General features: G+C 66.4%; 14 protein-coding genes. 9 read left to right on the forward strand and 5 right to left on the reverse strand.

Annotation, left to right across the window (positions count from 1 at the left end; genetic code table 11):
- Nucleotides 1–42: 42 nt before the first annotated feature.
- On the reverse strand, nt 43–1,575 hold the full coding sequence (locus ACQR1E_RS12525; RefSeq protein WP_315753061.1) for a thymidine phosphorylase family protein: 1,533 nt from the start codon (nt 1,573–1,575) through the stop codon (nt 43–45).
- Between the two features lie 382 nt (nt 1,576–1,957).
- On the opposite strand from ACQR1E_RS12525, the gene ACQR1E_RS12530 reads away from it, so the two are divergent.
- Nucleotides 1,958–2,122, forward strand: coding sequence for a Flp family type IVb pilin (locus ACQR1E_RS12530; RefSeq protein WP_315716136.1), 165 nt, complete (start codon nt 1,958–1,960; stop codon nt 2,120–2,122).
- Nucleotides 2,123–2,304: 182 nt separating this feature from the next.
- Here ACQR1E_RS12530 and ACQR1E_RS12535 read toward each other — a convergent pair whose 3' ends face one another.
- The 4 genes from ACQR1E_RS12535 to ACQR1E_RS12550 all read right to left on the reverse strand — a co-directional run bounded on the left by ACQR1E_RS12535 (nt 2,305) and on the right by ACQR1E_RS12550 (nt 6,651).
- The gene (locus ACQR1E_RS12535) at nt 2,305–3,801 is read right to left on the reverse strand and encodes a porin (protein WP_434872343.1); all 1,497 of its coding nucleotides are present in this window, start codon (nt 3,799–3,801) and stop codon (nt 2,305–2,307) included.
- Complete coding sequence (locus tag ACQR1E_RS12540) at nt 3,798–4,148, reverse strand: hypothetical protein (RefSeq protein ID WP_315753058.1); 351 nt, start codon at nt 4,146–4,148, stop codon at nt 3,798–3,800. Before ACQR1E_RS12540 ends, ACQR1E_RS12535 begins: the two co-directional genes overlap by 4 nt.
- Nucleotides 4,149–4,208: 60 nt before the next feature.
- A complete protein-coding gene (locus ACQR1E_RS12545) occupies nt 4,209–5,210 on the reverse strand; it encodes a LysR family transcriptional regulator (RefSeq protein WP_315753057.1) in 1,002 nt (333 codons plus the stop codon).
- 466 nt (nt 5,211–5,676) lie between these two features.
- Nucleotides 5,677–6,651, reverse strand: a complete 975-nt coding sequence (locus ACQR1E_RS12550) for a Ku protein (protein WP_315753055.1) — start codon at nt 6,649–6,651, stop codon at nt 5,677–5,679.
- Between the two features lie 254 nt (nt 6,652–6,905).
- On the opposite strand from ACQR1E_RS12550, the gene ACQR1E_RS12555 reads away from it, so the two are divergent.
- The 8 genes from ACQR1E_RS12555 (at nt 6,906) to ACQR1E_RS12590 (ending at nt 15,167) form a co-directional block, all read left to right on the forward strand.
- Nucleotides 6,906–7,058, forward strand: coding sequence for a hypothetical protein (locus tag ACQR1E_RS12555; protein ID WP_315756472.1), 153 nt, complete (start codon nt 6,906–6,908; stop codon nt 7,056–7,058).
- A 274-nt stretch (nt 7,059–7,332) separates the two neighbouring features.
- A complete protein-coding gene (locus tag ACQR1E_RS12560; RefSeq protein ID WP_006614547.1) occupies nt 7,333–8,007 on the forward strand; it encodes a response regulator transcription factor in 675 nt (224 codons plus the stop codon).
- Between the two features lie 62 nt (nt 8,008–8,069).
- Nucleotides 8,070–9,446 carry an ATP-binding protein gene (locus ACQR1E_RS12565; RefSeq protein WP_434897095.1) on the forward strand — a complete coding sequence of 459 codons (1,377 nt, stop codon included), beginning with the start codon at nt 8,070–8,072 and terminating at the stop codon, nt 9,444–9,446.
- A 110-nt stretch (nt 9,447–9,556) separates the two neighbouring features.
- Nucleotides 9,557–11,023: a hypothetical protein gene (locus ACQR1E_RS12570; protein ID WP_316187286.1), complete on the forward strand. Its 1,467-nt coding sequence runs from the start codon at nt 9,557–9,559 to the stop codon at nt 11,021–11,023.
- A 106-nt stretch (nt 11,024–11,129) separates the two neighbouring features.
- The gene (locus ACQR1E_RS12575) at nt 11,130–11,399 is read left to right on the forward strand and encodes a hypothetical protein (RefSeq protein ID WP_315716145.1); all 270 of its coding nucleotides are present in this window, start codon (nt 11,130–11,132) and stop codon (nt 11,397–11,399) included.
- A 138-nt stretch (nt 11,400–11,537) separates the two neighbouring features.
- Nucleotides 11,538–12,641 (forward strand): c-type cytochrome biogenesis protein CcmI, encoded by a 1,104-nt coding sequence (gene ccmI / locus ACQR1E_RS12580; protein WP_434897096.1) that lies wholly within the window; start codon nt 11,538–11,540, stop codon nt 12,639–12,641.
- A 31-nt stretch (nt 12,642–12,672) separates the two neighbouring features.
- A complete protein-coding gene (ccmE, locus tag ACQR1E_RS12585; RefSeq protein ID WP_315753052.1) occupies nt 12,673–13,191 on the forward strand; it encodes a cytochrome c maturation protein CcmE in 519 nt (172 codons plus the stop codon).
- Complete coding sequence (locus ACQR1E_RS12590; protein WP_315753051.1) at nt 13,188–15,167, forward strand: heme lyase CcmF/NrfE family subunit; 1,980 nt, start codon at nt 13,188–13,190, stop codon at nt 15,165–15,167. Before ccmE ends, ACQR1E_RS12590 begins: the two co-directional genes overlap by 4 nt.

The following is a 15,167-nucleotide window of genomic DNA, read 5'->3' on the forward strand; positions in this document are numbered from 1 at the left end:
TGGTCTCCCGAGGACGATGGATCGATGCTCGATGACGGTTCATCACGAACGACCATTCGCGCCGTCGGCGAAGCCATAGCCGTGGTTGGCGGCAGCTGCGGCTGCGGCCAGATCATGCTCCGACGGATCGCAGGTGAACACGCGATAGAGTGGTTCACCCTGGTCGACACGATCGCCGATCTTCTTGAACAGCATGATCCCGGAGCCCTTGTTCACCGGCGCGCCGGCGGTACGCGCCAGGCGATTGAGCCGCAGGCAATCGATCGCGGACACGACACCGTCGCGCTCCGCCTTGACGTCGAAGGCGAGATCGCCGAGCTCGCTGCGGCATTCCGGCGGGCCCTGCGCATCGATGATCTTCAGCATCTGCTTGAGCGCCGCGCCGCTGTCGAGCAGCTCGCGCGCCCTGTTGTAGCCGGCGCCGCCGCGCAGCTTCGGATCATATTCGAGCAGATGCGCGGCGAGCCGCAGCGACTTCTCGCGCAGGTCCGCAGGCGCCGACGGCTCGTTGCCCAGCACCGCCATCACGTCGCGGGCCTCCAGCACCGGACCGATGCCGTTGCCGATCGGCTGGCGGCCGTCGGTCGTGATCACCTCGACCTTGAGCCCGAAACGGTCGCCGACGAATTCGAACAGCTTGCGCAGCCGCATCGCCTCCGCGCCGCTGGTGAGCTTGGCGGTCGGCCCGACCGGCAGGTCGAGCAGCAGATGCGTCGAGCCGGCGGCCAGCTTCTTCGACAGGATCGAGGCGACCATCTGCTCGCGGGTGTCGAGGCTGAGCGGGCGCTCGACCGAGATCAGGACGTCGTCGGCCGGCGACAGATTGACGTGGCCGCCCCAGATCACGCAGCCATTGCAGGCCGCGACGATCGACTTCATCTCGTCGGCGCCGACATTCACCCGCGCCAGCACCTCCATCGTATCGGCGGTGCCGGCTGGCGAGGTGATCGCGCGCGAGGAGGTTTTTGGAATGGTCAGGCCGTGGGCGGCGACGATCGGCACCACCACCATCGAGGTGCGGTTGCCGGGAATGCCGCCGATGCAGTGCTTGTCGACCACCACCGGCTCGGGCCATTTCAATTGCGTGCCGGCATTGGCCATCGCGCGCGTCAGCGCCAGCAGCTCGCCGGAGCTCATGAAGCTGGCTGAGCCGATCAGGAAAGCCGCGATCTCCATGTCGGAGTAGCGGTAGTGGGTGAGGTCCTCGATCACGGCAGCGATCGCCTGGTCGCTCAAGGTCTCGCCCCGGATCTTGGCGCGCACCGCTTCCATGCTCTCGGGCGGGGTCGCTGGCGACACCGTCGCCCGCGTGCCGGCCGGCTCGGCGAAGCGCCGCATCGCCGGCTCCGACAGGCCGATCTCGTCGGGGCCGACCAGTGCGTCGTCGTCGGTGATCAGAAGGGTCGCCAGCAGCGTCCGCGAGTTGCAGCGCAGCTCGACGCGGCTGAAGCCGCGGAACACCTCGGGCCGCAACGCCTTCGAGCGGCGGGAGATCACGACCACGTTCTCGCGGCCGGTGTCGAGCGCGACGCTGCGGATCTTGAGCTGGGGACGGGCGGAATCTGTTGTGCTCATAGCGACCAGGATAACCTTTAAGGCGGTCCACGCCATCGCCGTTGACCCAGATCATGACGTGGCATCTGGCGGATAAGCCGAATTTTTTCTGAATGTGTCGGACGAGGATTCAGCGGCTCGGCTTTGCCGCCAACCGGCCGGGGGCCGCGGACTGAGAATAAAGCGAAGCAAGTTCAGTTGCTTGCACCCCGGTTCGGATCTCGGAGGTCGGGCGAGGGCGGGCCTGCGATGGAATGCCGGCTCCGAATCTGGGCCGCGCAGGTACCTCATCGGGTTAACCGATTGTTCAAGCCGATGACGGAGGGTTTCCGGCGGGGCGTCCATCCCGGCCTCGGCGCGCCCTTCCGGCGCGTCAGATGATCGAGCCCGACCGGAGAGGTAGATGCGGCAGTTGATTGCGAGCTTCCTGAAGAATCAGGCTGGCGCGACCTCGATCGAATACGCCATCATTGCCGGCGGATTGAGCATCGTGATCCTGGCGGCCGTCAACGGCCTGGGCTCGGGACTGAGCAGCAAGTTCACCGCGATCAACACCTCGATCAAGTAGCCGGCCGGTCACGCCGCCGCGCGATCATCGCCGTCAGACAAGTCACAGGCGTCGTGATCCGCACGACGCCTGCCGCATTTCGCCCCATCCCTCGCGACGCGCCGCCTGTCTCCACGAACGAAGCTTCCGGCGGGGGCATCGCCGGAAGCTCGTCGAGCAGTCAGAGGTTCAACAGCCCAGCTTCAAAAGTTGCGCTGGGCGCGCAGCAGCATGCTCACCGTGTCCTGGTCCTTGAGCTGGTAGATCGCGGCCGGCTTTGCCGTGCTCGTGACGGCCGGAGCAATCGCCGTGCCCGAATATTTCTGGTCGAGGTGGCTGTAGGTCACGTCGGCCGAGAAGGTGAGGCCCTTGACCGGCGTCCATCGGGTGATGAGGCCGATCTGTCCGAGATTGAAGTCGGGATTGCAGGTCGAGCCCGCGGTCAGCATCCCGGTGGCGGCGATGCCGGCACAGATGAGGCTCGATCCCGTCTGGCCATAGCGCACCTGGGCATAGGCGCCATACAGCGCCGTATTCCAGCGCGGATCCCAATTGTGGGTGAAGGCGCCGCGCATGCCCCAGGTCTGCACGGTCGACAGGCCCGTGCCGGTGCCGAACACCGCGTCGCCGACGCCGGCGAAGCCGATGCTCTGATAGGCGCCGGCTACGCCCGCGCTGCCATACATCGAATAGGTCGTGTTGGCGAGGCTCTGGAAGTTGTAGCGGCTCGCGCCGTCGGTGTAGACCGCCTGCAGGTTGACGACGTCGCCTGGACCGGTCGGGATGTTCTTGATCGACAGCGCCAGTTGCGCGGCCCAGCCCCACTTGTCGGAGGGATGACCCGAGGTCTCGGACGCGCCGTAATAGGCGGCATGATTGTCATGCGCGGCGAACGACGCCTGGAAGATGCCCCACGCCTGGTCGACGCGAACCATGCCGATGATGTCGGGAGACACCGTCCCGCCGAAGCTGCTCGAGCCATAATTGCCGCCGAGCACGCCGGCCGCGGTGATGCCCGAGGTGTTCCAGATGTTGGTGGTGAAGAACTGCGTCTGGTCTTCCAGCGAGACCGCGGCGGTGATGCCCTGGCCGAAATCGGCGGTGTAGGTGAACTGGTTGACGCCGTTGTTGGAGCCGCTGCCGCCGACCAGGCCGTCGAAATTGTTGCCAGGATAGTTGGTCCAGGGCGCGTCGAAGGTCGACACGGCCTTGCCCATCGTGAATCCGGCGAACTGGATGAAGGCGTAGTAGACGCCGACGATGCCGCCCGAGATGGCGTCGCCGGTGTAGGACGTCGCGCCGGCGCCCGCACCGCCATAGGAGCCCGAGGTCCAGTTCAGCACGGTCTCGAAATAGGTACGCACCACGCCATATTCGGTCGCGGTGCGCGTATCGATGTTCAGATCCTGGCGCGAACGGGTCTGATAGCGGTTGCTCAGGCGGTTATCGGCGCCGGCCTGGCCTGAATAGGCGCCACCATAGTTGCTGTTGGTCCACAGCGCGGTCTCGGCGCGCAGATAGCCGCCGAGCTTGATGCAGGTGTCGGTACCGGGAATGTAGTAGAAGCCCGTGCCGTACAGCGAGCACACCTTCACATATTCGACGGCTTTGGCCTTCAGTGGAAGATCCGCAGCCTGCGCCGCCGCGGCGGACAATATCACTGCTCCCGCTCCGAGTAGCAGGCCCCTCAACGTCTTCATTTCCCGTTTCTCCGGTTGATGGCGATGCACACGGCCCCCCGCGTGTCGCCCCTGGCTTCGCCAGATTGCCGCTCCCACACCTCTGATTCCGACGACGGCTCGATCAGCGCGGCCGGCGGAATGGTTGAATGAAGTGTGCATGAGCCAATTTCAATTTGATGAATGCGCTCTGCTTTGTTCGAAGCCCACTCGATCGTCGTTAACACGCTGCTCGCACGCACCAGCATCGACGCAGTCACGCCGCGGTTTTGGCCTCGCGGTGTCGATTTGTTAATGGTGATAATCGTGAATAGGTTAGATGGGAATCCCGAACAATCCCGGTGCACATCGCAAGCTGCGTACATCATGGCGCGTTCGCAGCGCCGCTGCCGACGCGCGATTGACCTCTCCAGCCTCGCAACGCGATCTCAGCGACGGTTGGGCTCGACGTGAATCGACGTTCGATGTGACGTCGCTGCTACCAACCCGCGTGCGTCGTAATCCGCCGCGCGCGACATTGCGTCCAGCGTGACGCCGCTGCGCCAGCGCTTGACGAAGTCGAGAAAGACCTGCAGCGGCATCGGCGGTTGCCGGCGGCTCGGATGGTACAGGAACAGTCCGGGCGTCGCGTAGCGCCAGCCGGGCAGCAGCCGCATTAGCCGTCCGTCGGCCAGATGCGACTCGATCATCGGCTCGACGAGATACGCGACGCCGATGCCGTCGAGCGCGGCATTCAGCGCCAGATCGAAGTCGTTGACGATAAGGGAGCCGTCCACGGCAATCTCGGTGCGCTCGCCGCCCTTTTCGAAGATCCAGGGCTGCAGCGTATCGTCGGCAGGGACCCGATGTCGGATGCAATTATGGGCCTGGAGATCCTCGGGCACGGCCGGCGCGGGATGCGCCGCGAGATAGCCGGGGGCGGCAACCGCAACGAAGCTGCACTCGTCGAAGACGCGGATGACCTTCATGTCGCGCTCCACCCGGTGGCCGGATCTGATGCCGGCATCAAAGCGATTGCGCACGATGTCACTGTTGGTGTCGTCGACAGCTAGTTCGATATGGATGTCCGGGTATTCGGCCAGGAATGACCTGATCAGGGGCCCGAGCCCTCTCACGGCGAACACACGGGATACGGTCAGGCGCAGGGTACCCATCGGCTTGTCGCGGAACGCGTTGATGCTCTCGATGGCCTGGTCGACCCGTTCGAGAATCGGCTGGATCTCCGCCAGCAGGCGCTCGCCGGCCTCGGTGAGGGCCACGCTGCGCGTCGTCCGGTTGAACAGCCTGACGTCCAGCCGCTCCTCGAGGCTCTTGATGGTCTGGCTGATGGTCGGCAAGGAGCAGCCGAGATGAGCGGCCGCCTTGGTGAAGCTCAACGAATCCGCGACGGCTGCGAAAGCGGAGAGCTCGGACAGCTGAACCCGTGCCATCGCTAGGCGTACTGCGCCCGGCGTTGGTCCGCATCGTGCTGAAACATCCACATCCCCCTGATACGCCGCGTCGTGCGGCTGAGACGACTTCGCCAGCGTCGTCCCGACCGATCAGGCACATCAATCTTCCATCAGGAAGCCTACGCCCGGATCACCATCCCGCGCCGCAGAGCTAGGTGCGACGTGATCATTCCGCAAGCATCGAAGTGATGTCGAAACGATCACAAATCCGCGCCTGATCGCCGGACCACCATCGCAGGATCGACTTACCTGACCTAGGCAGATATTTTTTCCACCAATTGGGGGGCGATCGATGCGGTGTCCTTGGTGGATGACCCGCAACACCACGCGCGATGGCGTGCCCACGGCAACAGCTGGAACTCGCGGGAGTCGCGGTCGAGCGACCATTATGCACAGGACCCGTGCGCCGCGCGAAGGTTCGGAGGTCGTTCGCCGTATCGAGGCCTCAACTGGCCTTGCGTGAGCGTGCGGTGGTTCGTGCCGGCTTCTCCGACTTCTTCGGCTCCTCGGCCTTCTTCGGCTCGTCCTTGGCCTTCTTGCCGCTGATCGGCAGCAGCATCTCGCGCTGGCCTTCGACGCGCTTCTTCGGCTTCTTGGCCTTGGCCTTCGGCGCGGGGGCGCCAGCGGCGGGCGCCTTGTCACCCTCGCTGGCAAGGCTGCGCTTCAGGGCGTCCATCAGGTTGATGACGTTGCCGCTCGACTTCGGTGCAGCCTTGGCGGCGATGGTCACGCCGCTGCGCTTCTTGTTGATGAGCTCGATCAGCGCGGCCTCGTAGTGATCCTCGAAGTTCTCCGGCTGGAAGTCGGCCGATTTCTTCTCGACGATGTGCTTGGCGAGATCCAGCATGTCGCTGGTGATCTTCACATCCTGGATGTCGTCGAAATATTCTTCCTCGTTGCGCACCTCGTAAGGGTAGCGCAGCAGCGTTCCCATCAGGCCCTTGCCGAGCGGCTCCAGCGCGATGATGTGCTCGCGATTGGTGAGCACGACCCGGCCGATCGCGACCTTGTCCATGCTGCGGATGGTCTCGCGAATGACCGCGAAGGCGTCGTGGCCGACCTTGCCGTCGGGGACGAGATAATAGGGACGGATCAGATAGCGGCTGTCGATGTCGGTGCGCGGCACGAACTCGTCGATCTCGATCGTGTGCGTCGATTCCAGCGCGATGTCCTCGAGCTCGTCCTTGGTGACCTCGATGTAGGTGTCGGTGTCGACCTTGTAGCCCTTGACGATGTCGTCATTGGCGACTTCCTCGCCGGTCTCGGCATCGACCCTGCTGTATTTGATGCGGTGGCCGGTCTTGCGGTTGATCTGGTTGAAGGAGACCTTCTCGGACTCCGACGTCGCCGGATAGAGCGCGACCGGACAGGTCACGAGCGACAGGCGCAGAAAACCCTTCCAATTGGCGCGCGGGGCCATGACCTACTCCACTTAACTCCGAACTAACGGCTTGCTCCGAACCGGACTGCTGCGGGCGTCGTTCTCGCGGCAGCCGCGAGGATAACACCCGAGGCTGCGGATTCAACAAGCTGGCCGGCAGATTCTCGGATCGGCGTTAACCCGTCGCAGGGGGCGCCGCCCGGAACATCATCTGGCTGCCGACGTTGCCAACGGGAGTGCGTGACAGAGCGCTTCACCGCTCGGAATGCGAATAACAGTGAGCTGAGGGCACCATGGCAGCCAGACGACCGACGCAGATCGTCGAGACCCCCACCGAAGCGCGGCAGGGCGAGCCTGGACCGTCCGTCCTGGCGATCCTGGCCATCTCCACCGGACTGGCGCTGCTCGTCCTTGGCCTGATCTGGTTCGTGTTCTTCCGCACCTGACGCGAGGACCGTTCGATCCGCTCCATTGCGTGGCCGGGTAACGTCCGTCCGCGTCCCTCAGATCCGCGTTCGAGCCCCGCCATCCGTGCGGCGGGTCTTCTCATGCCCGTCTTTCAGAGCTTATATCCGCCCCAATTCTGTCGGCCCCTGCCGGCGGTCCCGATCGAGATGACCAAAAAGTAACCTGGTCGCTCGGGTTCCGTTCATGCACGGTTCACGGCCTTCCGGTTCATCTTGAGGGCGGAAATCGTGCAGTTCAGCTTTGGAGGCAAGCGTGCGTCTGCTCGTTGTCGAGGACGATCCGGATCTCAACCGTCAGCTCACCACGGCCCTGAGCGACGCCGGCTACGTCGTGGACCGTGCGTTCGATGGGGAGGAAGGGCACTATCTGGGCGACAGCGAGCCCTACGACGCTGTCGTGCTGGACATCGGCCTGCCCAAGATGGACGGCATTTCGGTGCTGGAGGCGTGGCGGCGCAATGGCCGGGCGATGCCGGTCTTGATTCTCACCGCGCGCGACCGCTGGAGCGACAAGGTCCAGGGCTTCGACGCCGGTGCCGACGACTACGTGGCCAAGCCCTTCCACCTGGAAGAGGTTCTGGCGCGCATCCGCGCGCTGCTGCGCCGCTCGGCCGGCCACGCCCAGAGCGAGCTGACCTGCGGGCCGGTCACCCTCGACACCCGCACTGGCAAGGTCAGCGTGTCGGGCAACCCCGTCAAGATGACCTCACACGAATACCGCCTGCTGTCCTATCTGATGCATCATTCCGGCCGCGTCGTCTCGCGCAGCGAGCTGGTCGAGCATCTCTACGACCAGGACTTCGACCGCGACTCGAACACCATCGAGGTGTTCGTCGGCCGCATCAGGAAGAAGCTCGACTGCGACGTCATCCAGACCGTGCGCGGCCTCGGCTACCTGCTGACCCCGCCGCCGGCCGCAGGCGCCTGATCCGTTTCCGGAGCCAGCCATTCGAGGTGGCCGGGCGCCGGCCGTTTCGCTAGTTTGCGGTCATGCGCCAGAGTTCACTTGCCACCCGGTTGTTCCTGTCCGCGACCGCGTGGCTCGTGGTCATCCTCGCCATCACCGGCATCGTGCTGTCCTCGGTGTATCGCAATGCGACCGAGCGCGCCTTCGATCGCCGGCTCAACCTCTATCTCCGCACCCTGATCGCCGAGGTCGCCACCCCCGACGATCCGCCGGACCGCCAATTCCAGTCCTTGGGCGAGCCGCTGTTCGAGCTGCCGCTGTCCGGCTGGTACTGGCAGATCACCCGTACCGACACCGAGAAGCCGGAGGTACGGGCCTCGCGCTCGCTGTGGGACAAGAAGCTGCCCAAGCTGGAGGAGCAGGGGATCGAGCTGACGGCGGCCGGGATCCGGATCGGCTATGTCGAAGGGCCGGAGAACCAGGACCTGCGCATGGTCGAGCGTCCGGTGGATCTCGGCTCCGACGGCAAGTTCCTGGTCAGCGTCGCCGGCGATGCCTCGGAGATCTTCGACGAGACCCGCAGCTTCGACTACTACCTCGGCGGCACCTTCACCGCGCTCGGGATCGTGCTGCTGCTCACGACCATCTTCCAGGTCCGCTATGGCCTCGCGCCGCTGAAACGCATCTCCGAATCGATCGCCGACATCCGGTCCGGGCGTGCCGAGCGGCTGGAAGGGGAGTTTCCGGTGGAGATCGCGCCGCTGGCCCGCGAGACCAATGCCCTGATCGACGCCAATCGCGAGATCGTCGAGCGGGCGCGCACGCATGTCGGCAATCTCGCCCATGCCATCAAGACGCCGCTCTCGGTCATCGTGAACGAAGCGGCGACCCATGCGGCGGACCCCTTCGCGGCCAAGGTGATGGAGCAGGCGGACTTCATGCGCGACCAGGTCGCCCACCACCTCGAGCGGGCGCGGATCGCCGCGCGCGTCACCATCGTGTCCACCGTGACGGAGGTGGCGCCGGCCATCGAGGCGCTGCGCCGCACCATGGAAAAGATCTACCGCGACCGCAGCATCGTGGTCGAGGCGACCGCCGATCCCGCCGCGCGGTTTCGCGGCGAGCGCCAGGATCTCGAGGAGATGGTCGGCAATCTGGTCGACAATGCCTGCAAATGGGCGGCTTCGCGGGTCTCGGTCGAGCTCACCGTGGAGCCGCCGGCCCAGTCCGGGGCCTCGCCGATGCTGCGGATCGTGGTCGATGACGATGGCCGCGGCCTTTCGGCGGCCGAGCGCGCCCAGGTGCTGCGGCGCGGCCAGCGGCTGGACGAATCCAAGCCGGGGTCGGGGCTCGGGCTGTCGATCGTCACCGATCTGGCTGCGCTCTATGGCGGCCGCCTGACCCTGGGCGATGCCCCGACCGGGGGACTGCGGGCGGAGCTGAGACTTCCCGGCGTTTGACGGGGCGGCGAATTTCGCCATCCTAAAGGTGTTCTTAATACCGCGGACGCTATGGTTCGGGCAGGGGTGCGCGATGTGCGCTCTCGCCGTGGAAATTTGCACGCCGGCGCATGGGTCAGACAGCTCACGAGCGGTTAAGGGAATATCTCGGGCAGCTGCCGCCGAACGCGCAGTCGCTCCTGATGCGCGAATTCGAGCGCGCCATCGAGCGCGGCCAGGACGTCGCCGTGGCGACCCTGGTGCTCGAGCAGCTGCGCAAGGTGGTGCGGCCCGTCGCGCCGCCGGCTCCCGCTCCAGCAGCCGACCCGGCGCGGCCCCAACCCGCCATCGAGGTCGCCCGTCCGCAAGGCCGCGACGAGCGCCGCCAGAGCGGCGATGGCCCGCGTCGGCTGTTCCGGCCGCTCGACCCGTTCCTCACCGATTCCACCGGTCCTCTCCGTCCCGGCCAGATCCGCCGTGCCTCGCTGCTGCCGGTCTGGCAGTGGCTCGGTCGCGAAGGCGCGCCGGAGCGCTATGCCGAATTCGAGGCCGCGATGTCGGTCTCCGGCGACAGTTCGCGCGAGGTCGAGATGACCGCACGCAAGCTGCAGCGCGCCGCCGCCGAGGCGCTGATGAACCTCGTCGGCCCCAACGCGACCGGCGACCGCCAGCGCGCGCTGGCCCGCATCGGCGCCCCCAGCGTGATCGAGGATCTGCTGCCGATCGCGCTGGTGCTGCAGAACCGCGAGGCGCTCGACGGCCTCAACGGCCGGCTGCCCGGCATCATCCGCGTGCTCGGCGATTCGCAGATCGCCTCCGTCACCGAAGCCATCAACGTGCCGTCGCTGCAGACGCCCTCGATGCTGCCGTTCGCACTGTCGCTGGTGATGCAGCGGCTCGCCGCGCCCTGGCAGATCATCCGTCTCGCCACCAAGATCGCCGCCTCCGACGACGAGATCAGGGTCGCCGCGACCCCGTTCGGCGTCGCCGTCACCATCGCGCTCAACGATCTCGCCGGTCTCGCCTCGGTGCTGCGCGCCGACATCCGGCGCGGTCATTTCTCCGATCTCGGCGATACGCTGAAGACGCTGCATGACGGCGTTCGCGGCCTGCGCACCGAGCTCGACCTGCGCTCGGAATCGAACTGGGGCAAGCAGCTCACCGCGATCCGCGCCGACATCTCCAATGCCCTGCAATCGGAGATCGACAGCGTGCCTGGCCGCGTCCGCCGCATCCTGCGCCAGCGCGCCGACAAGGACATTCCGGCCGGCGCCGGCGTCGATGGCAGCGAGGTCGAGGAGGTGGCTGCACTGATCGAGTTCGTCGCCGTCTGCCGCAACTATGCCAGCGAGCTCGCGATCAACGAGGTGACGCTGCGGACCTATTCCGATCTGCAGCAATATGTCGAGAAGGCCACCGAAGCGCTGGTGCAGTCGCTGCGCTCGGGCGACGCGCGGGCGCGCGCCTATCGGCAGTCGCAGGTGTCGGCGGCGATCCGCTTCTGTCACGTCCTGTTCGGCAACGACTACGCCCAATTGATGAGCAGGTCGGCCGAGAACGCGATGAACGGCGAGCGAAAATCCTCGCGCGCCGGTTGAGATTTTCTGCTAGTCTGTCGACGTTTTTGATTTTGCAATTTCAGGTTGACCTCGCCCCGGGGCCACGCATAGGTTCCGCCAAGTTCCATCCATTTTCATCAAGACCATGATTTCCGTCATCAACTTCGTCGAGGTCGAGAACCGCGTCGTCCGCGCGACCTATCGCAACCTCATGATCAAGGCCAAGGTCGTGCTCGTCGACAAGACGAGCGGGGCGCCACTTCCCGATCCCGTCACCACCATCGCCTCTCCGGTCCCGGTCGGGTCGCTGCGGATCAGGCTCACCGACCATGTCCGGCCAGGCACCTATTTCCTTATGGCCCTGAACGGGCACGGCAGCTATCTCGCCAAGAGCGCCGAGTTCGAGGTCCCCTAATTACGTAATCCTCCTGAGTTTTTTGGCGCGGACGGCTGCGCTACCACGGCGGCAAATGTGAATTGCCGCCGGGAACGGTGCTGGTTAAAAGCGGCGCGAGGCGCGCCTGCCGGTGGGCGCTGACTGGAACTCTGTCCGATGACTCTCTGGTTCGTGTTCGCCGTGATGACGGCCGCGGCGATCTTCGCCGTCCTGCTGCCGCTCGGCCTGGGCGCGCGGGCCGCGTCTGGCGGTCGCGAGGTCGTCGTCTACAAGGACCAGCTGGCCGAGATCGAGCGCGACGTCGAAACCGGGCTGATCGGCAAGGTCGAGGCGGAAGCCGCGCGGGTCGAGATCGGCCGCCGCCTTCTGGCCGCCGCGGACCAGGAGGGCGAGGCCGCGGTGAAGCCGAGCCTCGGCCTGCGCCGCGCGTCGGCCGTGCTGGCGCTGATCGGCGTGCCGATCGTGGCGCTCGCGGTCTACCTGCCGCTCGGCTCGCCGCAACTGCCGGATTTCCCGCTCACCGCACGCGCGGCGCCGCCCAATGGGACGCAGCCGCTGGAAACGCTGGTGGTGCAGGTCGAGCAGCACCTGCAGAAGAACCCGACCGACGGCCGCGGCTGGACCGTGCTCGCCCCGGTGCTGGCGCGGCTCGGCCGCACCGATGACGCGATTCGGGCCTATCGCAACATGATCACCTATGCCGGCGACGGCGCGGCCAAGCGCGCCGATCTCGGCGAGATGATCACGGCCGCCGCTGGCGGCGTCGTCACCGCCGAGGCCAAGGCGGAGTTCGAGCGGGCCCACGCGCTCGAGGCCGACGAGCCGAAGTCGAACTACTATCTCGGTCTCGCCGCCGAGCAGGACGGCCGCAAGGACGATGCGGCCAACATCTGGCGGGCGATGCTGGGCAAGGCGCCGGCGGATGCGCCGTGGCGGCCGCTGGTGACGGCGGCGCTCGGCCGGGTCGGCGGCGGCGAGGTGCCGGCGCTGCCGAGCGAGGCGATGGCCGCGGCCAAGAGCATGAGCGACGGTGACCGCGAGACGATGATCCGCGGCATGGTCGACCGGCTGGCGGCGCGGCTGAAGCAGAATGGCGACGACGTCGAGGGCTGGTTGCGCCTGGTGCGCGCCTATGTCGTGATGGGCGATCTCGACAAGGCCAAGGGGGCGTTGTCGGATGCGCGGCAGGCGGTGTCCGGCGATGCCGAGCGGTTGCGGCAGCTCAACGAGGGCGTGAAGACTTTCGGCTTGGATGGATGAGCGGCGCTTCCGCCGCCAACGGGATCAAGGGATGACACGCAAGCAGAGGCGTTTGACGATCATCGGCGGGGCGCTGTTCGTGCTCGCGGTCGCCGCAGGGCTGGTGCTCAACGCGCTGCGCGACTCCATCGTGTTCTTCTCGACCCCGACCATGGTCGCAGAGAAACATATCGGGCCGGGCAAGCGCTTCCGGCTCGGCGGCCTGGTGCAGCCGGGCTCGCTGAAGCGCGGCGACGATCTCGCCGTCAGCTTCGAGGTCGCCGATGGCGGCGCCAAGCTGCCGGTCGCCTACAAGGGCATCCTGCCGGATCTGTTCCGCGAAGGGCAGGGCGTCGTCGCCGAGGGCGCGCTCGATGCCGACGGCGTGTTCAAGGCCGACACCGTGCTCGCCAAGCACGACGAGACCTACATGCCGAAGGAAGTCGCCGATGCCCTGAAGAAGCAGGGCCATTGGAAGGACGATTACGGCAAGCCGAAAGGCGGCGCCAAACCGGGCCCGGTGTCGATGCGCGAGGGCACTGACAAGAGCGCGGCAGGAGCGACGCAGTGATTGCAGAGAGCGGACATTACGCCCTGGTGCTGGCGCTTGCGCTGGCGCTGATTCAGTCCACCGTGCCGATGCTCGGCGCGTATCAGCGTGACGTCGCCCTGATGAATGTCGGCCGCTCGGCCGCGCTGGCGCAATTGCTGTTCGCCGGTCTCTCCTTCATCGCGCTGATCACGTTGCACGTGACCTCGGATTTCTCCGTCGCCAACGTGTTCGAGAACTCGCACTCGATGAAGCCGCTGCTCTACAAGATCACCGGCGTGTGGGGCAACCACGAAGGCTCGATGCTCTTGTGGGTGTCGATCCTGGCGCTGTTCGGCGCCATGGTCGCGGCCTTCGGCAACAATCTGCCGCTGTCCTTGCGCGCCCGCGTGCTCGCGGTGCAGGCCTGGGTGGCGACCGCGTTCTATCTGTTCATCCTGACCACATCGAATCCGTTCGCGCGCCTCGCCAACCCGCCGATCGAGGGCCGCGATCTCAATCCGGTGCTGCAGGACATCGGCCTCGCCGTGCATCCGCCGATGCTCTATCTCGGCTATGTCGGCTTCTCGATCTCGTTCTCGTTCGCAATCGCAGCCCTGCTCGAAGGCCGCATCGATGCCGCCTGGGCGCGCTGGGTGCGGCCGTGGACCCTGATGGCCTGGATCTTCCTGACGCTCGGCATCGCCATGGGCTCGTACTGGGCCTATTACGAGCTCGGCTGGGGCGGCTGGTGGTTCTGGGACCCGGTCGAGAACGCCTCGCTGATGCCCTGGCTCGCCGGCACCGCGCTGCTGCACTCCGCTGTCGTCATGGAGAAGCGCAACGCGCTCAAGGTCTGGACCATCCTGCTGTCGATCCTGACCTTCTCGCTGTCCCTGCTCGGCACCTTCCTGGTGCGCTCCGGCGTCATCACCTCGGTGCACGCCTTCGCCAGCGATCCGACGCGCGGCGTGTTCATCCTCGGCATCCTCGTGCTGTTCATCGGCGGCAGCCTGACGCTGTTCGCCGGCCGCGCCACCGCGCTGAAGCAGGGCGGGCTGTTCGCGCCGATCTCGCGCGAGGGCGCGCTGGTCTTGAACAATCTGCTGCTCACCGTGTCCTGCGCCACCGTGCTGTTCGGCACGCTGTACCCGGTGATCATGGAGGCGCTCGACTTCAAGCTCTCGGTCGGCGCGCCGTTCTACAACATCACCTTCGGCCCCTTGTTCGCGCTGTTGCTGCTGATGGTGCCGTTCGGCCCGATGCTGGCGTGGAAGCGCGGCGACCTCGTCGCGGCGACCCAACGGCTGCTCGCGGCCGGCGTCGTGGCGCTGGTGGCGATCGCGATCGTCTGGGCCTGGGCGCGCGGCGGCAGCGCGCTGGCGCCGCTCGGCATCGGTCTCGGCGTGTTCGTCATCACCGGCTCGGTCGTCGATCTGGTCGAGCGCAGCGGCGTGGCCCGCGTGCCGTTCAAGACGGCGCTGCACCGGACCCGCGGCCTGCCGCGCTCGGTGTGGGGCACGGCGTTCGCGCATGCCGGCCTCGGCGTCGCGCTGCTCGGCATCGTCTGCGAGACCACCTGGAACAGCGAGCTGATCAGCACCTTGCGTCCGGGCGACGTGCGCAATCTCGCCGGCTACCAGATCAAGTTCGACGGCATGAGCCAGCGCCAGGGCCCGAACTTCAGCGAGGTCGTCAGCACCTTCGTCATCAGCCAGGACGGCAGGCAGCTCAGCGTCCTGATGCCGAGCAAGCGCAGCTTCGCCACCCGCGGCATGTCGACGACGGAAGCCGCTCTGATGACGCGCGGCGTCAGCCAGCTCTACGTCTCGCTCGGCGATGCCACCGCCGACGGCGGGCTGGCCGTGCGCATCTATCACAAGCCGCTGGTGCTCTTGATCTGGTTCGGTCCGGTGCTGATGGCGTTCGGCGGCCTGTTGTCGCTGTCCGACCGGCGCCTGCGCGTCGGCGCCCCGCGGCCGGCGCGCGCCGCGCGTGCGCTGCAGCCGGCGGAGTAG

The organism is Bradyrhizobium sp. HKCCYLRH1030 (genome assembly GCF_051168395.1).
GTDB lineage: Bacteria > Pseudomonadota > Alphaproteobacteria > Rhizobiales > Xanthobacteraceae > Bradyrhizobium.